Raw genomic sequence first — 21,824 nt, forward strand, 5'->3', positions numbered from 1 at the left:
TTACAACATTGATTGCTTGGGAGTCACATGCAAGACTGCCTGTCCGAAATTCCGAGCCTCTTAAGCAGCGATTACCCCAAATAAATGAAACACCTTAAGGTCTTGTTCTTAGTTTATATTAAAAAACACATTCCATTTTTTGATTTCTTTCACCTGAACTCAGGGCTAAAGATTCCCATTCAGGTATAAACACAAAATTGTGCCTAGAATATAAACACACTGCTCGCTCATTTTTTGGAGATACGCTTAATACAATCCTAGAATGACCTTTAGAAACGGCTAAATTCTTAATCGCAGAAATCAGCAGATCGGCTATACCACTGCCACGAAACATAGGATTAACCCACATCGCGATCACATTAAATTCACGTACAGCGTTTTGAGTTCCACCAATAATCCCAATTGCCCGATCCCCTTTAATTGCTAAAACATATCGAAATTTAGTCTTTTGTGAGGCACGGTCACGCCATTCTGATTCACTATATTTCTCTGTAGTCGCATAATTAGCAGCGAAAACATCAGGACTATCCAGTAGAGACTCTAAACGAACGGTTTTAAGGATTTTCCAATCCTCCTCGGTGGTGAGACGTACCACCAATTCCTCCAAGTCTGGACTCATTCAATACCTCTAACTTATCGCGAATCTGAATTTTTATAAAAGATTCTCAAAAATTAGCTTATATTTATTCAGTTCCTTTGCCGCCTTTTACTACGATTTCTAGCAAATTCACCATTTCAACATTTTGCTTTTCTAAAGCGGCAATATTTGCCACAGTTCGATCCAAAACCTCTTGTTGCACATGCATCTTCTTGGCCAGATCCTGCATGATTTCCAAACTCTTTTTTAGATGTAATTCTAAATGCACAACTTTTTCTTCAAGTTGCAAAACTTGAACATCTTGGTTTGGTACATCTACATTTTTAAACTGCAGCCAGAATAAAAATACAACCGCCGCCAATAAAATAGCAATTAATCCCCAAATCAACATCAATGTCATTCACTACTCCGAATTAATTTTTATATTATTTAAATCATTAATCACAAAAAGTTTCACACAAATCGAGTAAGCGATTTGCATATCCCCATTCATTATCATACCACGCAAAAACTTTCGCTTGATGTCCCACCACCATGGTTTGAGTTAAATCCACAATCAGAGAATAAGGCGAATGATTAAAGTCACTAGAAACCAGATCTTCATCTGTCACTTGCATGATCTGCGCATAATCATATTGCGCCGCCTTGCTCAAAACTTCATTGATTTTATGCACAGTAATCGGTGAATGCGAAACAAAAGTGAGATCAATGGCAGCCACATTAATGGTCGGTACACGAATGGAATAGCCATTGATCCGATCTTCCATTTTCGGCATGACTTGTTTCAATGCACCCAAGGCACTTGATGTGGTTGGAATAATATTTTGCCCAGATGCACGTGCACGACGTAAATCCCGATGCGCGTGATCCAAAACCGATTGATCGGCTGTGACCGCATGGATTTCTGTCATTAATGCGGTATCAATACCAAAGGCATCATCAATAATTTTAACCAACGGCACTAAGGCCTGTGTGGTACATGAGACACTGGAGATGATTTGATCTGTGGCCTTTACGTCATTATGATTAACACCATAGACAATCGCCGCATCCACAGAATCAAAAGGTGCAGCACCAATAATCACACGCTTTGCACCTGCCTCAACATGGCGTGTAGCATCAGCACGTGAACGGAATAAACCGGTACATTCAAGCACCACATCAATATCTAAGTCAGCCCAAGGCAATAATTCTGGCTGAGCCTGCTTAAAAACCTGTAGTTTTAACTGACGCTGATTGGACTGGATATTCAAAAAAATATGTTGATTTTCAATTTGAATTTCAACTTGACCTGCAAAACGACCATGCGTGGTATCGTATTTGAACAAATGCACCAAGGTCTGCACATCTGCGATGTCATTAATGGCAACAATATCAAACTGAAATTGCTTAGGACTCTCAAACCACGCACGTAATACATTCCGACCAATTCGACCAAATCCATTGATAGCGATACGTTGCATGTAGGGTCCTTATTCATCAAAACATCATCTTTTCTATGCTATATGGTAAAACATCAAGCACATTGTTGAATATAGATTTTTAGCTTAAACACAGTTTTATATGATATTGCTTGTAAAATCGTTGGTGAGGCAGGTATTTTCCGTTATAATTTAGCACTTTTAAAATCTATGCCACGCACTGGGTTCGATTGTAGAACGTTAGACACAACGTACCTTGTTGCATATAGCCAAATTCAAAATTATGGAGTGTCTTGGTTGTGAGTACTCGCTTTATGACATCAGCTGAAATCCGTGAAGCATTTTTGCGTTATTTCGAATCGCAAGGGCATACACGTGTCGCTTCGAGTTCTCTCGTTCCCGCCAACGACCCAACTTTGCTGTTTACCAATGCTGGTATGAACCAGTTTAAAGATTGTTTCTTAGGTTTAGAAAAGCGCGACTATGTTCGTGCTGTTTCATCTCAAAAATGTGTCCGTGCCGGCGGTAAGCATAATGACCTCGACAACGTAGGTTATACCGCACGTCACCACACTTTCTTTGAAATGTTAGGCAACTTCTCTTTCGGTGATTATTTCAAACAAAATGCACTGAAATTTGCTTGGGAATTTTTGACCAGCGAACAGTGGTTAGGCTTACCGAAAGATCGTTTATATGTCACGGTTTATCATACCGATGATGAAGCATTTGATATCTGGAACAAAGAAATTGGTATCGATGCTGAACGTATTATCCGTATTGGCGATAACAAAGGTGGCCAATACGCATCAGATAACTTCTGGGCAATGGGTGATACAGGTCCTTGTGGTCCTTGTTCTGAAATTTTCTATGACCATGGTGACCATATCTGGGGTGGCTTACCAGGCACACCAGAAGAAGATGGTGATCGTTTCATCGAAATCTGGAACAACGTTTTCATGCAGTTCAATCGTACTGCTGATGGTGTCATGCACCCTCTTCCAGCACCTTCTGTTGATACAGGTATGGGCTTGGAGCGTATTTCGGCTGTACTACAACATGTCAATTCAAACTATGAAATTGACCTGTTTCAACACTTATTAAAAGCTGCTGCTGAAATCATTGGTTTAGATACCACTGCCATTGAAGCTGAAGCAAAAGCACAAAATAAACCAGTTGAATATCCTGCATCGTTAAAAGTGATTGCTGACCATGCGCGTTCATGCTCATTCTTGATTGCTGACGGTGTTAACCCTTCAAATGAAGGTCGTGGTTATGTGCTACGTCGTATTATTCGTCGTGCCGTGCGTCATGGTAACAAGTTAGGTGCAACAGGTTCATTCTTCTATAAGATGTTACAACCGCTAATTGAAGTCATGGGCGATGCCTATCCTGAACTTGCAGCGCAGCAAGCACGCATCGAAGCACAGCTTCTTAAAGAAGAAGAGCAATTCGCGAAAACACTTGAGCAAGGCTTGAAGTTGTTAGAAGGTGAATTAGCACAACTGAAAGGCAATGTGATTGCTGGTGAAACCGTATTTAAACTATACGATACTTACGGCTTCCCGACTGACTTAACCGCTGATATCGCACGTGAACGTGATCTTACCATTGACGAAGCCGGCTTCGAAGTTGAAATGGCTGCGCAACGCCAACGTGCACGTGATGCAGGTAAATTTGCAGTTGACTACAACAGCATTGTCAAAGTTGAAGGCGAAACTCAATTTGATGGTTATGAAGCGACTCAAGGCCAAGGTCAAATCGTTGCGATCTATAAAGATGGCGTGCAAGTTGATGAAATCAACGAAGGTGACGAAGCACTGATCGTATTGAACCAAACCCCTTTCTATGCAGAAAGCGGTGGTCAAATCGGTGATACAGGTATCTTCAAAAACGATACTGGTATTTTTGAAGTTCAAGATACTAAAAAATCTGGTGGTGCATTTGTCCATCAAGGTATCGTGACCATGGGTAGCCTCAAAGCCACTCAAAATGTTGAAGCAACGGTTAAAGCAGACATTCGTGCAGCAACAGCGCGTAATCACTCAGCGACTCACCTTCTACATGCGGCTTTACGTCAGATTCTTGGTGAGCATGTACAACAAAAAGGTTCTTTGGTTGCCAGCGATATTTTACGTTTTGACTTTGCCAACGACCAACCTGTTTCGTTTGAACAATTGCAACAGATTGAGCGTTTAGTCAATGCCGAAGTCATTGCGAACAGCCCTGTAACAACTGAATTACTTGATATTGAATCAGCAAAAGCCAAAGGCGCAATGATGCTGTTCGGTGAGAAGTATGGCGAAGAAGTTCGCGTACTTTCTATGGGTTCTATTATTGAAGAAAAAAACTTCTCTATCGAACTTTGTGGTGGTATTCACGTTAAGCGCACGGGTGATATTGGTCTATTTAAAATCACTTCTGAAGGTGGTGTTGCTGCGGGCGTTCGTCGTATTGAAGCCGTGACTGGCACCAAAGCGCTTGAAGTGGTTCAAAAAGCAGAAACAGATATCCAAATCATTAACGGTTTGTTGAAAGCGCAAAAAGACCAAACTGTAGAGAAAGTTGAAGCAATTGTTGAAACTGCTTCTAGCCTACAAAAGCAAATCGAACAATTGAATCAAAAATTAGCGAGCTTCCAAGCGGCTGAGCTTTTAGATCAAGTCACAGAAATTGCGGGTCGTCAAACGCTTATCACATCGGTAAAAGGTTTAGATGCCAAATCATTACGCAATCTTCATGACAGCGTAAAATCAAAATTAGAAGATGCAGTCATTATTTTAGCTGGTGTTGAAGGTGATAAAGTGAGTTTAATCGCTTCCGTCGCTAAACAATACGCTGCAACTCTAAAAGCAGGTGACATCATCAAACACTTGGCTCAAGAGCTGGGCGGTAAAGGTGGTGGTAAACCTGACTTAGCACAAGGTGGCGCGCCACTTAACGAGAAGTTTGATCAAGTCATCGCAGCATTACCTGCTTGGCTTGCGCAATAATAAAGACTTCACTTTTGTGTAACTGACCCTGATGCCTCTCAGGGTCATGGCTTATATGGAACAACTATGGCTTTAATCGTTCAAAAATATGGCGGTACCTCTATGGGTACTCCTGAGCGCATTTTAAATGTTGCTCATCGTGTCAAGCGTTGGCATGATCATGGTCACAAGGTGGTCGTGGTTGTATCAGCAATGAGTGGTGAAACTAACCGCTTACTTGCGCTTGCCAAAGCCATTACTAGCACCCCTGACCCACGCGAATTAGATCAAATGGTGTCAACGGGTGAACAAGTAACGATTTCCATGTTAGCTATGGCACTTAATTCTATTGGTGTAGAAGCTAAATCATATACAGGTCGTCAAGTTGGTATCAAAACTGACAGCGCGTTTACCAAAGCACGTATTGAATCCATTGATACTGATGTAATGACCGCTGATCTAGATGCTGGTCGTGTCATCGTCGTTGCCGGTTTCCAAGGTTATGATGCCAATGGCAATATCACAACTTTAGGTCGCGGTGGTTCAGATACTTCAGGCGTTGCACTTGCAGCAGCACTAAAAGCAGATGAATGCCAGATTTATACCGATGTAGACGGTGTTTATACCACTGACCCTCGTGTAGCGCCTAAAGCAAAGAAAGTTGACCGTATTTCTTTTGAAGAAATGCTAGAAATGGCATCTTTAGGTTCGAAAGTTTTACAAATTCGCTCTGTTGAATTCGCAGGCAAATATCAGGTGCCATTACGTGTATTATCAAGCTTTGATAACGATAATGATGGCGCATTTGATGAAGATTTCAAACAAAACGTAGGTACACTAATTACGACTGAGGCGGAAGACGATATGGAACAACCAATCATCGCAGGTATTGCATTTAACCGTGACGAAGCAAAACTCACTATTTTAGGTGTTCCTGACGAACCAGGTATCGCATCTAAAATCTTATCACCGATCAGCAATGCCAACATCGAAGTGGATATGATTATCCAGAATGTTGAAGAAGACGGTACAACAGATTTTACTTTTACCGTGAATCGTAACGACTTGGCGAAAGCAAAAGCAATTTTAGAACAAACTGCAAACAGCATCGAAGGTTGTGAAGTTGTGACGCGTGATGACATCGTAAAAGTGTCAATCGTAGGTGTTGGTATGCGTTCTCACGCAGGTGTAGCGAGCAAAATGTTTACTGCATTAGCTGAAGAAAGCATTAATATTCTCATGATTTCTACATCAGAAATCAAAGTTTCTGTGATCATCGAAGAAAACTATTTAGAATTGGCAGTTCGTTGTTTACATACAGCTTTTGGCCTAGATCGTGAACACGGCGAAAGCAGTGCACGTGCTTAATTAATAGCTGCTTAAACATATTTACTCGCAAGTAAATAAGAAAAAAAACAGAGCCACTATAGTTTTTCTTATAGTGGCTCTGTTATATTAGCCTTGAGGTTTTTAAAAAGACTCTCACAGAACTTACGAAAAAAAATGTTTTTTACATATTTCTGTTAGAGTTTTCTGTATATTAGGCTGTGCTTTCAAACAATGAATTCCCTGTCGCAAGTTTAAGCGTTTAGCAAGGAGATAAACATGCTGATTCTGACCCGTCGTGTCGGAGAAACATTAATGATTGGGGATCAAGTCAGTGTTACTGTGCTTGGCGTAAAAGGCAATCAGGTGCGTATTGGTGTAAATGCTCCAAAAGAAGTTTCTGTGCATCGTGAGGAAATTTACCAACGTATCCAACATGAACGTGCCATGCATGAGCATCTGCAACATCTTGATCAAGATTATCAACATTCTTATGAAGAAGAGAATAATGATTTTTCTCAACATAATAACTTCAATCGTTAATATGCCGCATTCTTCTCGAATGATTAAAGCGACTAAAATTAGTCGCTTTAATTGTTTTTACAGCCCTAAAGCTTTCTTGACAGGCGCATAACTACGGCGGTGTTGATCAATGACACCATGAGCCGCAATCGCTTCAAAATGTGCTTTAGTTGGATAACCTTTGTGTTTAGCAAACCCATAGTCAGGATATTGCTGATCTAACTCATGCATCTGACGGTCACGGGTCACTTTCGCTAGAATACTGGCCGCACTAATTTCTGCATGGCTAGCATCCCCCCCCACAATCGCCTCACACGGAATGGTAATTCCTTTTGGAATCTGGTTACCATCTACAATTACTTTTGCAGGAGAAGCCGCTAATCCCTCTACTGCACGACGCATTGCAAGAAAAGTGGCTTGCAAAATATTCAATTCATCAATTTCAGCATGGCTTGCTTCAGCAATTGACCAAGCTAAAGCTTTTTCTTGAATCTCCAAGAACAGCTTTTCCCGTTTTTTTTCGGTTAACTTTTTAGAATCATTTAAACCCTCAATCGGATTATTCGGATCTAAAATGACTGCGGCAGCAACAACAGAACCCACTAATGGTCCTCGCCCAGCCTCATCTACACCAGCAACTCTCATATAAAATCTCTAAAGGCCGATGACTCAGCCTTATCTTATTAACCCGCTTTCTTGAAAGTTTCAGCCACACATGCATTTACAGTTTGAGAAACCACTTGAGTCACAATCGTCGCGCGTGCTGTTGGATCAATAGCTGCGGTAGCCAATTCTACTGCTGTTACGCTATTTGGTGCTTTTTCACTAACACAGCCACAAACTTCAGTTTGAATATTTTCACGTTGTTCTGCGGTCATTACACGTGTCGCTGTTTTCCACGCTGGCAGCGTATTAATTTCATTAATACATTTCGCATTTACAGCAACTTTCAATGCAGCCATGCCTAACTGTTGTGAAGTTGTACCCACTGAGTTATTTCCATCTGGAGTAACACAGCCTGTTAAAGCTAAAACAGCAGGAGCTACAATAAGTACCAACTTTTTCATGATTTCTATTCCGTATCTAAATTTTGGCAGGCGTATTGTGCCTAAATGACACGTTTTATGATATGACCCTGTGCTATCTTTACATAATATAACAATGATAAATGATTTATAAGTACTACAACGTTCCACTCATAAAACGCTCCGTTACATTTACACTGTATGAGTAGGAAAAAGCGCTATTTAAAATCAAAGAACTCATATCACAGCTAGGATGTTGCGATGCCAACCTCAGCACAATATTACACACGCACTGCGCAAGTTTTACATTGGCTCATGGCTGCTATTTTTATCATTGCGTGGCTTATCGGTTTTTATAGTGGTAATTTTCTTAGCTACGATGCCGATGGGAGTTTCAAAGGAACCGTCATTACCCTACATAAAAATATAGCAACCACCATTATCTTCTTAGTCGTTATCCGTATTTTTTGGCGCTATACCCACCCTGTACCTGAACTACCAAACACCATGTCGCCGCTGATGAAAATGTTGGCGCATGTTGGACATTTATTCCTTTATTTAATGTTATTAGCGTTGCCAATTACTGGCTGTTTATTTAGTTGGAGTGCTGGCCACCCTGCTCCAGTTTTATATTTATTCGAAATTCCACGTTTAGTACAAGACAATCCAGAATTACTAGCAATTGTTAAACCTCTACATATTTATCTTTCATGGTTCGCTGGCCTACTCGTTGCCGGACATGCTTTGGCTGCCATCAAACATCATCTGATTGATAAAGATAATGTCTTGCTCAGTATGCTACGCCAGCCCAAATAATTCTTCAGATATAAAAAAACCGCTTTACGCGGTTTTTTTAATTTAGATCTTTTTCACTTCTGCAATCCACTTTTGCTTTTCTTCATCCGAAATGAATGAAGCTTCAAAAGAGTTGATTGCCAGTTGCTTTAATTCATCATTGCTTAAATCCAAAGCTTGCTGAATCGCCACAAAGTTATCATTCATATAACCACCGAAATATGAAGGATCATCTGAGTTCACAGTAACATGTACGCCCTGCTGCAATAAACGGCGGATGTTGTGCTCACCCATGTCTTTTACAACACAAAGCTTTAAGTTACTTAAAGGACAAACTGTTAAAGGCATTTTCTCAGCGATTAAACGCGCCATTAAGCGCTCATCTTCTTCAGAACGCACACCATGATCAATACGGTTTACTTTTAACAAGTCTAAAGCTTCCCAAATATATTCTGGTGGGCCTTCTTCACCCGCATGTGCCACGATCAAGAAACCAGCTTCACGGGCTTTAGCAAATACACGCTCAAATTTTGCTGGAGGATGTCCAACTTCGCTTGAGTCTAAACCGATCGCAATAATGTCATCTTTGAATGGCAATGCTTGCTCAAGCGTTTCAAATGCTTTTTCTTCACTTAAATGACGCAAGAAACACATGATCAACTGAGAACTAATTCCTAGCTTTGCTTGTGCATCTGTACAGGCACGTTTTAAGCCAGCCAACACAGTTGCAAATTCAACCCCACGTTCAGTATGCGTTTGTGGGTCGAAGAACATTTCGGTATGTACCACACGATCTTCAGCACATTTCTCGAAATATGCCCAAGCAAGATCATAAAAATCTTGTTCAAGCACCAGCACATTTGCGCCCGCATAATAAATATCTAAGAAAGATTGAAGATTATGGAAGTTATACGCTTGCTTCACTTCTTCAACCGACTGATAGGGAATCTGAATCTGATTACGCTGTGCAATTGCAAACATCAGTTCTGGTTCAAAAGTCCCTTCAATATGCACATGCAATTCGGCTTTGGGTAAAGCACGAATCAGCTCGATTTGATTCATATTAACTCCACGTCTAAAGAAAAAAGGGTGTTATCGAAATAACGCCCTTTTAGGCTCTCTTCACAGAAAGAGCTGTTATTCAAACAGCTCACAAAGAGAATGATAAAATAATAATAACGATTTGCTTAGCCGCCAAATGCAACAAATTTAAACACCCACAGTGCCGCAATAATCCAAACCATATAAGGAACTGTCTTTGCTTTTCCTGTCAGTAGTTTCACCAATGCATAGCTGATAAAGCCCATCGCGATACCATCTGCAATTGAATAGGTAAATGGCATAAATACGATGGTTAAAAAGGCAGGAACAGCTTCAGTAATATCATCCCAATCGATATGTGTGATCCCTTGGATCATCAACACACCAATAAATAACAATGCGGGTGCTGTTGCAAAACCTGGAACTGATTGAGCCAATGGTGCCAAGAACAAGCAACCAATGAATAGGAATGCAACAACGACTGCGGTTAAACCCGTACGTCCACCTGCCGCAACACCTGAAGCTGATTCAATATAAGGTGTAGTTGACGATGTACCTAAAGCAGCACCCGCTACGATTGCAGTTGAATCTGCAAATAATGCCTTCTTCAAACGTGGTAATTTACCATCTTGAAGCAGGCCTGCGCGATGTGACACACCAACTAAGGTACCTGTACTGTCAAATAAATCGACAATAAAGAAGACGAAAATCACCCCAACCATACTGGCGGTAAATAGACCTTCGAAGTCCATTTGCATAAAGGTAGGTGCTAGAGAAGGAACTTGACCGACAACACCCTTGAACTCATTCAAGCCCATTGCAGTTGCAATCGCAGTCACAACCAGAATACTAAGAATGATCGCACCACGTACTTTAAACTGATGCAAAACTACTATCATTAAAAAACCAAATAAGGCCAATAAGACTGTTGGCTGTTTGATATCGCCTAGACCAACCAAGGTCGCTGGATTATCAACAATAATGCCTGCATTTTTCAGTGCAATTAAAGCAAGGAATAAACCAATACCACCACCAATTGCAAATTTCAGAGACATTGGAATTGCATTGACAATTGCTTCACGAATTTTAAAGAAGCTAATTGCAAGGAAAACCAACCCTGACACAAAAACTGCAGCTAAAGCAGTTTGCCAAGGCACGCCCATGCCTAAACAAACAGAATAGGTAAAATAAGCATTTAAGCCCATTCCAGGTGCAAGTGCGATTGGATAGTTCGCAATAATCCCCATGACCAAACACCCAATTGCCGCAGCCAAACAGGTTGCAACAAACACAGCACCATGATCCATGCCAGTTTCAGAAAGAATGAGTGGGTTTACAATGATGATGTAACACATCGTCAAGAATGTAGTTACACCTGCTAGAACTTCCGTTCTAAAGTTGGTTTTGTTTTCGCTCAGCTTAAATAAGCGTTCTAACAAACCAGCCGAAGCATTAGGCGTTGTCATAACATAGCACCTGTTGAAATCTAAGATCGTAGAATATGAAATCTATACGTTTGTGTTTGCAATCTTTTTTGAATGTACACAAAAAGGTATACAAGGCTAAAAGCAATCTATATGCCAGCTTTGCGCTTGTTACACAGAAGATATGTATAAATTCGATTCCGATATCAAAACGTAAAAAGCCGCATATCAACATGCAGCTTTTTATTTAATGGTAAATATTTTAACAGATTCTACTCAAAACTTGAGTATCACAATACAAAAAAAGCGTATTTCACGATCAAACTCAGATGATTGAATCAGCAATGCTCTTTATTGGCACATAAAACTACTGATTACGCTGATAAGAGGATAAATGCGTATGTTGATTATGCTGTATCGTATTCAAGCTGTTTTCGGCATCTTGAACAATTTTCATTAGCTCTTGGCGTTTCTTGGTTTGGGCATCAACATAGGTGACATAACCCAAAATAAATACAGAAAAAGCCAAAGCGATTGCAATCTTAATCTTCATTATTATTATCTCTATTATAAAGTTTTCTTTAATGCTAACAAAAAAGACTGAAAAGGAGAACAAAAACGCATATTAAAATCACAAATGATAACCACATCACAATTATACAGTTATTCTAATAAGTTTTTTGCTTAATTTTCACTCAATCAAATATTAGAATATTCCAGTTTTTTTAGCAATGACATTTTATATAATTCAATAAGATAGATATAAACTATATCTTTATAACAGAAAAAACTGTTCATTTTCAGCAGCTAAAAACAAGAAAGCACTTTTGTCTAGACAAAAGTGCTTAAAGTCACATTAACGTGTTTAGATTAGAACTGGTAGTTCAAACGCACCAAGAAGTTGCGTGGTGTACCTGGCATTGACTCTGAACGCCAATATTCTTTATTGGTCACATTATTGACAGCGAATGTAATGTTCCAAGGATCTGCACTATAGCCAATCGCAGCATCTAGTCGAGTAAACCCAGCAAAGTCAGTTGGTTCTCTATCTAGGTTTCCGTTTGGATAAATTTTGGCATCACCGACATAAGTTGCCCCCACTTCACCATAAATCTTATCTGTTGGTAGATAACGAACAAAGAGATTACCAGTATGGTGAGGCGTATTATTTAACTCTTTTCCAACATTTTGTGGCTTGGGATCTTTAGAAACCTCCGTGTCCATATAGCTATAACCACCACGTACAAACAGATTATCTAAAGCACGTCCAATAAAGCTAAATTCAATCCCCTTGGACTGGTGCTGCGCACCAACAGCCCACTTTTCTGGCTCATCTGGGTTTGGCTGGTAACGGATATTGTTCTTACGGATGTCAAATACAGAAAGCTGGGTATTTAAACGATCATTCAGCCAATCACTTTTTATACCAACTTCGTATTGTTCATTGTATTGTGGTTTAGCATCAAATGTATCTACATCTGTATTTGCTGAAACAACACTTACTCCCACTCGCCCACCAAATGGCGCGAAGCTTTTACTATAAGAGGCATAAAAGCTCTGACTTTCTACAGGTTGCCAAATAAAACCTATATTTGGGCTAAAGCTCTCACCATCAATACGACGATGATAGTCCAGAGACTCACGTGATTTTAAACGGTTGGTGGTTTCAGATTGATAATAGTCATAACGACCACCCAACATGACTTTAAAATAATCATTAAAACTAATGAGGTCTTGGATGAATACACCATAACCTTCACCTTGGTTATAGTTATGTGTATTTAATATTAAGTTACCCGAACCTCTAGAACTGCTGCGCTCACCAGTTAACGGATTTACATAGCCATAGATAGCACCACCATCTTTCTTATTGGCTAAAAGCGGCTCACGTTGTTCATAAGTCCAGTCTGCACCAACCAATAAATTATGTTTAATACTGCCTGTATCAAACTCACCACGGATATCAAAAGTATTGCTAGTGGTTTTATTATCGGTTTTCTGCCAATAATAAATTTGTGAGATATCACCGACATGGCCTTTACATGTTCCAGCATTAGTTACCGTTGTACTTTCTGTCGCACATAATCCACCCGCATAAAAGTGATCAAAGTTTTGCTCTGCTTGACGATAACTTAGTGCCCAATGAAAATTCCAATTTGGTGCAAACTCGTAATTCAGGTCAGAACGCGCAACTTGTAAAACATCATTTACATAGTCTCCATCTTGGGCAAAACCTGTTTTAATCGAGGTTCCCTTCGGAAGTGCTGTATAAGATGGTCCACGATCCGGCACACGATGTAATTTATCGTAGGTATATTGCATGGTCCAAGTTAAACCCTCATCATTTTTATAAGTAAAACTTGGTGAAAGCATTTCGATTTTATTTTCAATGCCTGAACGGAAACTATCTGACTCTCCATATTCTCCAGTTAAACGTACAGCAACGTTATCTGTGAGCACTTGATTGAAATCTACTGTTGTTCCATAGTTATCATATGAACCACCGTAGATACCCACCGAGCTTTTTGAATCAAAATTGGCGAATTTACTCACCATATTGATTACGCCACCACCCGAACTACGACCATATAGAACCGACGCAGGGCCTTTTAAGATTTCAATACGTTCGATATTTGCTGTGCTACGGCGAACCTGACCGCTTTCACGAATACCATCACGATAAATATCGCCTGTATCTGCATTAAATCCTCTTAAGTTAATCCCGTCACCGCGCATGTCATAACTGGTTGATACACCTGGTGTCCCCTGTAGCATGATACTCAGATCATTGGCGCCATAAATTTTATATTTTTGCACATCAATGGTATCGATGGTCTGTGGAATATCTTTTTTCTTAAGACCATTTCGGGTCACACTTGCCTGATCATAATCGATATAACTTTTGATCGGATCAAGCTCGCTCATTGCTTCGATCTTAATGGTTGGCATCACTGCTGTTGGTGTTGGAGCCTCATTGGCAAAAGCATACTGTGCTTGCAACAGCATCATGGTTAACAAGCTAAATTTGAAAATAGGCTTGTGATGCATATTTAAGGGTAAAGAACGCATAAAATTTCTCAAAAAACTCAGACAAAAATTAAAAAAATATTAAAAACAAAAAAACGCTACAATTTTAATAAAAATCATTCTCATTTTCATCATTTTTTGCATTAATTTTTAACTAAACAGGCCATTTATTATTCATTTAAAATTTATGCTTCATTTTCACCTTCAAAGACAATTCTGAAAATAATTTTTAAATCTTTGAGTTCTTAGGAATAAATTCCATTTTTCTACACAATTTTACATTAGGCTACACAGAAAATAATTTGATCATTTTTGGGGTTTGATAATGAAAATTTCTACGTGTTATGGAAAACTGAGTGTACTCAGCTCAGCTTTACTCAGTATAAGTGCATCAATTTATGCTACCGAACCCCAAAGTGAGACTCCCGCTTCCACGGTATCTGAATCAAGTACTCAGGTTCTACCTACCCTTTCATTCAAAGCTTCAGCAGAACCTCAAAAAGCCAAAGATGATGATATTAGTGCTGTACCTAAAACCATCATTACTCAAGAAGAAATGCTGCAATATGGCGACCAGTCGGTTATGGATGCTTTGCGTCGTGCTGCTGGTTTCCAGATACCAAGTTTTGGCCAAGGACCACGCGGCGGTGGTGGCGCTTCGGGCATGCGTTTTCGTGGTGGCGGCGCACCCACATTTTTGGTCAATGGCGAGCCCGTGCAAGGTGGCCCACGTGGTGGTATGTCGGTTATTGATACCATTACACCTGAAATGATTGAACGTATTGAAGTGGTCAAACAACCCAGCGTTGCCCAAGCCTCTGTTGCATCCTCAGCGGTAATCAATATCATTTTAAAAGAACCTCTAGATACCCGCTTAAATGGCTCAGTGAAGCTCGGCTATGGCTTACGCGATAGCGGTGAACAACAATCTGAACGCAAGCAAATCAACATTCAAGCAGACGGTCGTGAAAACCAGTGGTCTTATAGTGTCTCTGCCAATCAAATGTGGATGGACAACACCTCGATCACCAAAACTGAAACAGCAACTGGAACACGAGAACAACTCCGTACCGTAAACCGTACCATGCAGATGTTTTCGCCCCGTTTGCAATACGATCTCGATGATCAACAAAAGTTGATTGCAGAATTGTTCTATCGCAATATTAAAATGGATGGCTATTCATCCAATCAGACTCAAGATGACAAGAACGATAGTATTCGCTTAAACACGCGTTATGAACGTAAAGACAAAGATCTGAGTGATAAAATCCGCTTGTCTGTTGAACGTCAGACAGAAACACAGCTCACCCGCTCGCCACAAAACACAATTTATACCGATGAAACAGTAAATGAGTACGGTCTTGCCTATGATGGGGTCCGTAAATTAGATAAAGACCGTCAGATTAAATTTGGTTTTGATACTCGCAGTAATGAACTCGATAGTAATGTCAGCAAAAGTCTGGATGAGCAACGTTATGCTGTTTATGGTGAAGGTAGCTGGCGTTTTACAGACCGCCAAACGGTGACTTTAGGTGCGCGTCAGGAATGGCTGAATCGTTCAGGCTTGGTTGATTATCAAGATCAACATTTAAGTCCAGTTTTGGCTTATCGTTTTGACCTCACTGAGCAATGGTCAATTCAAACTAACTTGAGCCAAGCATTTAAAAGCCCAAATACCGATCGACTGGTTCCGAACGTGACTGTCTCTACAGACAGTGATGCAGGTAGCTTGAATAATCCTGATCGTGGTGGCAATCCAAACCTAAAACCAGAAAAAATCCGTGCAGCTGAATCCACCCTTGCCTATGATTCTGCGAGTGGTGGTGTGAGTGTTACGGCCTATCATCGTGAAATTAAAGATTACATCGAGAAAGTCATCGCACTTGAAGGCACACGTTATGTGGAGCGCCCACAAAACCAAGATCAAGCGACCACTTATGGCGTTGAGTTGTCTGGACGCTATGCACTCAAACAAACCGAAGCTGGACATGCGTTTATGCTCAATGGGCAAGTGTCAACAGTTCGTGCCAAAATCGAAGATGGGCAACACCGTGAACGCTTAGCCAGTGATGTTGCACCTTATAATACTAGTGCGGGCTTATCCTATAGCTATAAACCATGGCAACTCTCAACCAGCGTGAACGTCAGTTACACGCCTGAATTTACCCGCGCCTTAGATGGTCAACCCTATGATCGCACCACCAATGAACGTTTTAGTTTAGATTTGAGCGCAACCAAACGCTTTAGTCATGGCTGGGCAGCGAGTCTTAATCTCAATAACGTCTTGAGTACCCATTATAAGGAACGCCTCACCAATCAAACAGATGGCAGCTTATATCAGGCGAGAACCAATGAAAGCATTCCATCATTACAGTTCAGCCTTGAGAAAAAATTCTAATTTTCTTGCGCTTTAAAATGATTGAAGTACCGAAAGTCAGCTTAGCTCAAGCTGACTTTTTTAATTTCAAAACAAATATTAAAACTAAATGATGACAATCACTTAGGTTTAGGATGCTATGATCTGCACCAAATTCTGATTAACCACTTAAAAACAAGATGAAAACCGAATTAAAAGCGAAGATCGTTCATATCTGCGATGAAAAAATGGCCAAGAAAGGCAACAATGTCGGACTTTCATTTTATGCTTTCTTTGCCAATAAAAATGATGATCCTGAACTTCTCATGGAGGCTGCTAAATGGTGGATTATGGAGCATCGACTGGATCATTTTGAAAAAGCCAGCAAGATTAAAGCACTGGTTCTAGCTGAATCCGATTAATACACATCGCGTTGATAACGCTGTTGTTGTTTAAGCTGCTCCAGCAAATCAAGACCTAAAATCTCTTTTAAGGCATGATCAACGCCACCCGCCATACCCTTAAGGCTACCACAGACATAAATTGCTGCGCCCTGTGCAACCCAAGTCTGTAATCGAGTGGATTGTGCTTTTAAACAATCTTGTACATAGATTTTTTCGGCTTGATCACGGGAAAATGCATAGTCAACTTGATCAAGAAAACCATGCTGTTGCCAATAATGAATTTCCGTCTGATAAAGATGATCAAATTGCTGCTGTCTTTCACCAAAAATCAGCCAGTTTTGTTTATAACCCCAATGCTCTCTCTGACGTAGATGTGCCAGCAAACCCGCAATCCCCGTACCATTACCAATCAAGATCAAAGGTCGTGCATCATGCGGCAAATGAAAACTTGGATTATGACGAATATGAGCTTGTAAGATTTGGTCTTGCTGCAAGCCTTGTGTCAACCAGCCCGAACCCAAGCCTAAACCTGTTGCCGTACGTTGCTGTCTGACCACCAATTCAATAAAGCCGTTTTCAGCCAAGCTGGCAATCGAATACTCACGCTTAGGTAAGCGCTCAAATTGTGTTAACCATTGCTGAAAAGACTGCTCTGCTTTGCTCGGTAATTTTCTTAAATTCAGCGTGCTTAATTGAGCGATCAACTTAGCATTGATGGGCTGTTGCTGTGATTGCAAAAATGCCTCAACATCATCCAAATTGTTTTCGCATTGAATCTCTAAAATATCACCTGATGACCAAACCAAGTCCTCATCACCAATCAATTGAACTTTATAAATGGGTTCACCGATACTACCTTTATTTAAGCACTGCCGATGCGCAAACTTTAATTGCAGCCTCTGTTCAGAATGGGTTAAATCACTGAACTGCATTGAAGTTAGCTGCTCTAACCCATTCAACCATTGTTCTAAATCACGGCTATTCATTTGATCTACTAAAACCGTATTAAATAAAGCCTGCGCCTGTTGTTGAACTAACCATTGTTCCAGTCGCTGCCCAAACTGACAGAAGTGAGCATAGCGCCGATCTCCCAATGCCAAGATTGCAAAAGATAGATGGGATAAATCTAGGCCTTGAGTAAAAGCTTTATTGATAAAGGATTGTGCACTATCCGGCGCATCCCCTTCACCATAAGTACTGACCACCCATAGAATCCGTTGTTGCTCGCTTAAATCATGGAGACTTAGATCTTGAATATTTCTGACCGCAATCTGATCATCAACTAAACGTAATTGCTCAGCGGTGTGTCTCGCCCAGATTTCGGCATGTCCAGACTGACTGGCATAGACCACCAAATAAGCAGGATGCGATTGCAGCAGTGATTTTGAATTTCTTTGCTGCCAATATAGCCACACAATCACAAAAAGATGCAGACTCAATAATATTGCCAATATAGCAATAACGATCAGCACAGCCTGAGTCATGATGTCCCCTTAAATGGCAAACCAAATGAGTAAAATAATTGCCGCTAAACTGCCTGCTGTGAGCAGCAAATGCGTAATTAAACGGGTTTTAATGGTTAAAAATAAAATATAGCCCGCCAAGGACAATAAAATGATGATGATCGCACTAATATCAATGAGCCAATGCCATGTTGCACCGACATTTTTACCGCGATGTAAATCATTGAGCAATGAAACAGTGCTTGCTGGTTTTTGGGTAATTTCAACTTGACCTTCATCCATCAACACCCAGAGATCTGTTGAACCCGCAGGACTCTCTAAACGAATCATCACCTCCCCATCCATCACTTCACTGCTTTTATAACGCCCAATCAGCGGCTGCTTGTCTCGAACAAAATCCAGAATCGCCGGAGTTGGATTCTCTTGTTTTTGGATGGCACTGACAAAAGCAGCAGGTAAAGTGAGTTTTACAATTTGTTCATCGTTGGGTGATTTAAACCAATCGGGATTATTCAGTAATAGTCCTGTGGCAGCAAAAAAAATCAGTACGATGAAAGCAAATGCAGAGAGCCAGCCATGCACATAGCGTGCATGGCGGTAAAAATCACGGCGTTGATACAAGAGATAAGCCTCGTAAATAAGTAGGGCTTTTAATTAAGCACCACGTTGGAAGTTTAGTTTCAGCGTACCAATTTCTGCCTGTGCAGGAAGTGTTTTTGTTACCGCTTTCGGCCCGACTTCTAATTCAAAACTTTGGTATGAATGATCACCATGCTCACGAGAGGTCTCAATATGGATTAAATATTTACCTGCATCGACAGCTTTACCAGCTTCATCTTTACCATCCCAAGCTAAACGGTACTGTCCTGGTTGGCGTGATGGCTTAGCCACCGCATCCAAGTTTGGCATTTGACGACCATAGCGACGCCACCACACATAATTTGAATTGATCCATTTCTCATCTTTACCCCAAACCGCAAGGGTACGCACTAATTTTTTATCGCTATCCGTCACCCATACTGAAACATAAGGCGCGCGATAATTATCAACAGCGAGCTTAGGAATATTCACTTCAACTTGTGCCTGATAACCTTTAGGCCAAGCGGTTGCTGCACCATTAGCTGCCACATGTCGCATGATCGCAGGTTGATTGGCATCTAAAAGTGTAGACCAACCTGAGCTTTGATAACGACTGCCATCAGTCGCCACCAATTGCGCTTCAAAACCAACCAATTGTTCAATCAGCTGCATGCCTTCCTGAGGCGACATTGCGGTTAAAGCCGTTGCCAAAGCATCCGCATCTGCAGCGCATTGTCCTACGACGACACATTGCTCTACGGTTTGAATTGGCATACCTGTTTGCGGATTAAGCAAATGCGATTGGCCTGCCAACGAACGATAACCTTGCCCACTAAAAGCAACAGCTTGGTCTTTAATATTTAAAACTTGTGTTGGTGCTGTATTATCAAAGCGTTCATTTGGATTCTGAATACCAATTTTCCAGCCCGCTTGTTGTGGTGATTGACCCCACACACGCATATCGCCACCAATATCGATCAAAATCCCCTGTAAATGTGGCACAGCTTGTTTTGCCGCAATCAAGGCACGATCAATGACATAGCCTTTGGCATAGGCATCAGGTGCAATTTTAATGGCTGAATCGAGTTTAATCTGTCTGGTTTTCGGGTTTAACTCAATACTTTGAGTTTTTAATTGGCTTAATAAAGCTTCTTGCGTTTGATCATCCAGATTGTGTACCTGATGACTTTGTTCCCATAACTGAATCAATTGGCCTAAACGTGCATCAAAACCACCACAGCTCGCACTGCGCCATTGTTCACAAGCAGCAATTACCTCATAAAGTTCAGAGGAAGCTTCGATCTGTTGTTCACGATTGAGCTGACTGATTTCACTATCATCACGCCATACCGATAAAATCTGGTCCAATCGTGCCACTTCGTTCTGAATTGCCTGTAATGCCTTTTCTGCATCTTTTTGATGTGCAGTGGTCACAACCACATCCAAAGACGTTCCTAAAATATGATCTTGATGAAAGCTATAACTTGGTGTTTGAATGGGTGCTTGTAAGGTCTGAGCATCTTTTACAGTAGTTTCATTGGCCTGAACTATCGTGACTGGAGACATAAATACAGCAATGGCTGCCATCAACGGAGATAAACGAAATATGAGTAGAACGGGGCGAAAAATTTGTTGCGTTGATGACATCGTTAAGCTTCCATTTTCTAAGATTTAACTCGGCCGACCTACTGACTTTATGCACAGTCAATCGCTCGGCTTCTCACATGAATTACAGCCAAAAGAACATGGAAATGAAATGATTTTATTCTGAATAAAATCAAAAACATTTGATTCATTTGCGACACGCATTTGGGAGATAAAAAACTTCTTAATCTTTGTCTGCCCAATGGCATAAAAACGATTAAAATTTTATCGAAATAATATTGCAACTGATACTCGTTATCAAGTAAATTGTAGCAAATCTTTTGCATTTTTGTTTATTTCTCTTTTAAGGAATTCTTCATGCGTCATCTACTCACTGTTGCTCTATTTTCTGCGCTACCAACTCTGAGCTTTGCTCATACAGCAAGCCCTTTTTTATTGCCAGAAGTGTTCGACAGTAAGGCCGATAGCGTTAGCTTCCAAAGTGGAATTACCGTTGAAAAATTCTTTGTAGCAAGTCGCAACTTTAAAACTGATTATCAGGTGACAACGCCCGAAGGAAAAACCGAAACCATTAAAGCAGCAGCAGAATTAAAAAAATTCAATATTGCAGAAGTCAATTTAACCACGGATGGCACCTATCGTCTTCGTACTGAAAATGCGACAGGCAACCCAACCAAATATGCATTGATTGATGGTCGTTGGTTACGTGTTCGCCCTCAACGCCCTGCCAATGCAAACCCGATGCAGCCACAAGGTAATAATGCAGAGCAAAAAGCAGCTCAAGCACCAGCCAATCAACCGCCACGTTTTATTGCTGAAGACCAAATTCCTGCCAACGCAAAAACAGCACAAACTAGCAATACCTATATTGCTGAAAGTTTTATCACTAAAGGCAAACCAAGTGCTGTGCCTGCTGTGAGCAACAAAGGTTTCGAGTTTAAGTTCCTCACTCATCCAAATGAGTTGTTTGCAGGTGAATCTTTTAAAGCACAAGTGCTCATGGATGGTAAGCCTGTTCCAAATCTAGAAGTTGATGTGTTTAAAGGTGCTAGCAGCTATCAACCCAATGCAAAACGTGAACAACCACATGTTAAAACCAACACCAAAGGCGAGGTTGAAGTGAAGTTTAGTGAAGCTGGTATTTACCTGATTACCACCGCTTATCCTGAAACGAATGCTGACAACACCAAACCACCCATCGCGCAATCTTATACCTACAGTGTAACGGTTGAAGTGACTGAATAAGCCTTTTGACTAAGGTGCTTATCA

General features: G+C 40.7%; 19 protein-coding genes. 7 read left to right on the plus strand and 12 right to left on the minus strand.

Annotation, left to right across the window (positions count from 1 at the left end; all coding sequences use genetic code 11):
* Nucleotides 1-118 precede the first annotated feature (118 nt).
* The 3 genes from B2727_RS02635 to B2727_RS02645 all read right to left on the minus strand — a co-directional run bounded on the left by B2727_RS02635 (nucleotide 119) and on the right by B2727_RS02645 (nucleotide 2,061).
* Entirely contained in the window at nucleotides 119-619 is a 501-nt protein-coding gene (locus tag B2727_RS02635; RefSeq protein ID WP_033133667.1) for a GNAT family N-acetyltransferase, read from the minus strand.
* 64 nt (nucleotides 620-683) lie between these two features.
* A complete protein-coding gene (locus tag B2727_RS02640; RefSeq protein ID WP_033133666.1) occupies nucleotides 684-998 on the minus strand; it encodes a hypothetical protein in 315 nt (104 codons plus the stop codon).
* Nucleotides 999-1,035: 37 nt separating this feature from the next.
* The gene (locus B2727_RS02645; protein WP_004805974.1) at nucleotides 1,036-2,061 is read right to left on the minus strand and encodes a type I glyceraldehyde-3-phosphate dehydrogenase; all 1,026 of its coding nucleotides are present in this window, start codon (nucleotides 2,059-2,061) and stop codon (nucleotides 1,036-1,038) included.
* A gap of 257 nt (nucleotides 2,062-2,318) precedes the next feature.
* On the opposite strand from B2727_RS02645, the gene alaS reads away from it, so the two are divergent.
* From alaS to csrA, 3 genes are all read left to right on the plus strand, one after another.
* Complete coding sequence (alaS, locus tag B2727_RS02650) at nucleotides 2,319-5,009, plus strand: alanine--tRNA ligase (protein WP_171248657.1); 2,691 nt, start codon at nucleotides 2,319-2,321, stop codon at nucleotides 5,007-5,009.
* Nucleotides 5,010-5,075: 66 nt separating this feature from the next.
* The gene (locus tag B2727_RS02655) at nucleotides 5,076-6,356 is read left to right on the plus strand and encodes an aspartate kinase (protein WP_004805971.1); all 1,281 of its coding nucleotides are present in this window, start codon (nucleotides 5,076-5,078) and stop codon (nucleotides 6,354-6,356) included.
* A gap of 237 nt (nucleotides 6,357-6,593) precedes the next feature.
* Nucleotides 6,594-6,857, plus strand: a complete 264-nt coding sequence (gene csrA, locus B2727_RS02660; protein WP_004805969.1) for a carbon storage regulator CsrA — start codon at nucleotides 6,594-6,596, stop codon at nucleotides 6,855-6,857.
* A 57-nt stretch (nucleotides 6,858-6,914) separates the two neighbouring features.
* On the opposite strand, the gene rnhB is transcribed toward csrA, so the two are convergent.
* Together rnhB and B2727_RS02670 are read right to left on the minus strand one after the other, a co-directional pair.
* Nucleotides 6,915-7,481: a ribonuclease HII gene (gene rnhB, locus B2727_RS02665; RefSeq protein WP_033133664.1), complete on the minus strand. Its 567-nt coding sequence runs from the start codon at nucleotides 7,479-7,481 to the stop codon at nucleotides 6,915-6,917.
* A 38-nt stretch (nucleotides 7,482-7,519) separates the two neighbouring features.
* Nucleotides 7,520-7,903 carry a hypothetical protein gene (locus B2727_RS02670; RefSeq protein WP_004805966.1) on the minus strand — a complete coding sequence of 128 codons (384 nt, stop codon included), beginning with the start codon at nucleotides 7,901-7,903 and terminating at the stop codon, nucleotides 7,520-7,522.
* A gap of 219 nt (nucleotides 7,904-8,122) precedes the next feature.
* On the opposite strand from B2727_RS02670, the gene B2727_RS02675 reads away from it, so the two are divergent.
* Nucleotides 8,123-8,677 carry a cytochrome b gene (locus B2727_RS02675; protein ID WP_005204736.1) on the plus strand — a complete coding sequence of 185 codons (555 nt, stop codon included), beginning with the start codon at nucleotides 8,123-8,125 and terminating at the stop codon, nucleotides 8,675-8,677.
* Nucleotides 8,678-8,719: 42 nt separating this feature from the next.
* Here B2727_RS02675 and B2727_RS02680 read toward each other — a convergent pair whose 3' ends face one another.
* The 4 genes from B2727_RS02680 to B2727_RS02695 all read right to left on the minus strand — a co-directional run bounded on the left by B2727_RS02680 (nucleotide 8,720) and on the right by B2727_RS02695 (nucleotide 14,190).
* A complete protein-coding gene (locus tag B2727_RS02680; RefSeq protein ID WP_005204754.1) occupies nucleotides 8,720-9,718 on the minus strand; it encodes an adenosine deaminase in 999 nt (332 codons plus the stop codon).
* Nucleotides 9,719-9,843: 125 nt separating this feature from the next.
* Complete coding sequence (locus B2727_RS02685; protein WP_004805960.1) at nucleotides 9,844-11,163, minus strand: NCS2 family permease; 1,320 nt, start codon at nucleotides 11,161-11,163, stop codon at nucleotides 9,844-9,846.
* Nucleotides 11,164-11,488: 325 nt separating this feature from the next.
* Nucleotides 11,489-11,674 carry a hypothetical protein gene (locus tag B2727_RS02690; RefSeq protein ID WP_004805957.1) on the minus strand — a complete coding sequence of 62 codons (186 nt, stop codon included), beginning with the start codon at nucleotides 11,672-11,674 and terminating at the stop codon, nucleotides 11,489-11,491.
* A gap of 317 nt (nucleotides 11,675-11,991) precedes the next feature.
* Nucleotides 11,992-14,190, minus strand: a complete 2,199-nt coding sequence (locus tag B2727_RS02695; protein ID WP_033133663.1) for a TonB-dependent receptor — start codon at nucleotides 14,188-14,190, stop codon at nucleotides 11,992-11,994.
* 283 nt (nucleotides 14,191-14,473) lie between these two features.
* On the opposite strand from B2727_RS02695, the gene B2727_RS02700 reads away from it, so the two are divergent.
* Both B2727_RS02700 and B2727_RS02705 read left to right on the plus strand, forming a co-directional pair.
* Nucleotides 14,474-16,546, plus strand: coding sequence for a TonB-dependent receptor plug domain-containing protein (locus B2727_RS02700; protein ID WP_033133662.1), 2,073 nt, complete (start codon nucleotides 14,474-14,476; stop codon nucleotides 16,544-16,546).
* Nucleotides 16,547-16,704: 158 nt separating this feature from the next.
* On the plus strand, nucleotides 16,705-16,926 hold the full coding sequence (locus B2727_RS02705; RefSeq protein ID WP_033133661.1) for a DUF6500 family protein: 222 nt from the start codon (nucleotides 16,705-16,707) through the stop codon (nucleotides 16,924-16,926).
* Here the strand turns inward: B2727_RS02705 and B2727_RS02710 are convergent.
* From B2727_RS02710 to B2727_RS02720, 3 genes are read right to left on the minus strand one after another with little or no spacing between them, the layout of a single operon-like run.
* Nucleotides 16,923-18,392, minus strand: a complete 1,470-nt coding sequence (locus tag B2727_RS02710; RefSeq protein WP_033133660.1) for a sulfite reductase subunit alpha — start codon at nucleotides 18,390-18,392, stop codon at nucleotides 16,923-16,925. The two genes, B2727_RS02705 and B2727_RS02710, sit on opposite strands and share 4 nt — an antisense overlap.
* A gap of 9 nt (nucleotides 18,393-18,401) precedes the next feature.
* Entirely contained in the window at nucleotides 18,402-18,992 is a 591-nt protein-coding gene (locus B2727_RS02715) for a PepSY-associated TM helix domain-containing protein (protein ID WP_033133659.1), read from the minus strand.
* A gap of 33 nt (nucleotides 18,993-19,025) precedes the next feature.
* The gene (locus B2727_RS02720) at nucleotides 19,026-20,597 is read right to left on the minus strand and encodes a DUF2271 domain-containing protein (RefSeq protein ID WP_033133658.1); all 1,572 of its coding nucleotides are present in this window, start codon (nucleotides 20,595-20,597) and stop codon (nucleotides 19,026-19,028) included.
* A 315-nt stretch (nucleotides 20,598-20,912) separates the two neighbouring features.
* On the opposite strand from B2727_RS02720, the gene B2727_RS02725 reads away from it, so the two are divergent.
* Entirely contained in the window at nucleotides 20,913-21,800 is an 888-nt protein-coding gene (locus B2727_RS02725; protein ID WP_033133657.1) for a DUF4198 domain-containing protein, read from the plus strand.
* The last annotated feature ends 24 nt before the right edge of the window (nucleotides 21,801-21,824 follow it).

Origin of the sequence: Acinetobacter sp. UBA991 (assembly GCF_002292065.1) — a bacterium.
GTDB classification, from domain to species: Bacteria; Pseudomonadota; Gammaproteobacteria; order Pseudomonadales; family Moraxellaceae; genus Acinetobacter; species Acinetobacter higginsii.

Coding starts and splice junctions, on each gene's coding strand:
- B2727_RS02635 (WP_033133667.1), bottom strand. CDS start 619: ATGAGTCCAGACTTGGAGGAATTGGTGGTACGTCTCACCACCGAGGAG.
- B2727_RS02640 (WP_033133666.1), bottom strand. CDS start 998: ATGACATTGATGTTGATTTGGGGATTAATTGCTATTTTATTGGCGGCG.
- B2727_RS02645 (WP_004805974.1), bottom strand. CDS start 2,061: ATGCAACGTATCGCTATCAATGGATTTGGTCGAATTGGTCGGAATGTA.
- B2727_RS02655 (WP_004805971.1), top strand. CDS start 5,076: ATGGCTTTAATCGTTCAAAAATATGGCGGTACCTCTATGGGTACTCCT.
- csrA (WP_004805969.1), top strand. CDS start 6,594: ATGCTGATTCTGACCCGTCGTGTCGGAGAAACATTAATGATTGGGGAT.
- rnhB (WP_033133664.1), bottom strand. CDS start 7,481: ATGAGAGTTGCTGGTGTAGATGAGGCTGGGCGAGGACCATTAGTGGGT.
- B2727_RS02670 (WP_004805966.1), bottom strand. CDS start 7,903: ATGAAAAAGTTGGTACTTATTGTAGCTCCTGCTGTTTTAGCTTTAACA.
- B2727_RS02675 (WP_005204736.1), top strand. CDS start 8,123: ATGCCAACCTCAGCACAATATTACACACGCACTGCGCAAGTTTTACAT.
- B2727_RS02680 (WP_005204754.1), bottom strand. CDS start 9,718: ATGAATCAAATCGAGCTGATTCGTGCTTTACCCAAAGCCGAATTGCAT.
- B2727_RS02685 (WP_004805960.1), bottom strand. CDS start 11,163: ATGACAACGCCTAATGCTTCGGCTGGTTTGTTAGAACGCTTATTTAAG.
- B2727_RS02690 (WP_004805957.1), bottom strand. CDS start 11,674: ATGAAGATTAAGATTGCAATCGCTTTGGCTTTTTCTGTATTTATTTTG.
- B2727_RS02695 (WP_033133663.1), bottom strand. CDS start 14,190: ATGCGTTCTTTACCCTTAAATATGCATCACAAGCCTATTTTCAAATTT.
- B2727_RS02700 (WP_033133662.1), top strand. CDS start 14,474: ATGAAAATTTCTACGTGTTATGGAAAACTGAGTGTACTCAGCTCAGCT.
- B2727_RS02705 (WP_033133661.1), top strand. CDS start 16,705: ATGAAAACCGAATTAAAAGCGAAGATCGTTCATATCTGCGATGAAAAA.
- B2727_RS02710 (WP_033133660.1), bottom strand. CDS start 18,392: ATGACTCAGGCTGTGCTGATCGTTATTGCTATATTGGCAATATTATTG.
- B2727_RS02720 (WP_033133658.1), bottom strand. CDS start 20,597: ATGTCATCAACGCAACAAATTTTTCGCCCCGTTCTACTCATATTTCGT.
- B2727_RS02725 (WP_033133657.1), top strand. CDS start 20,913: ATGCGTCATCTACTCACTGTTGCTCTATTTTCTGCGCTACCAACTCTG.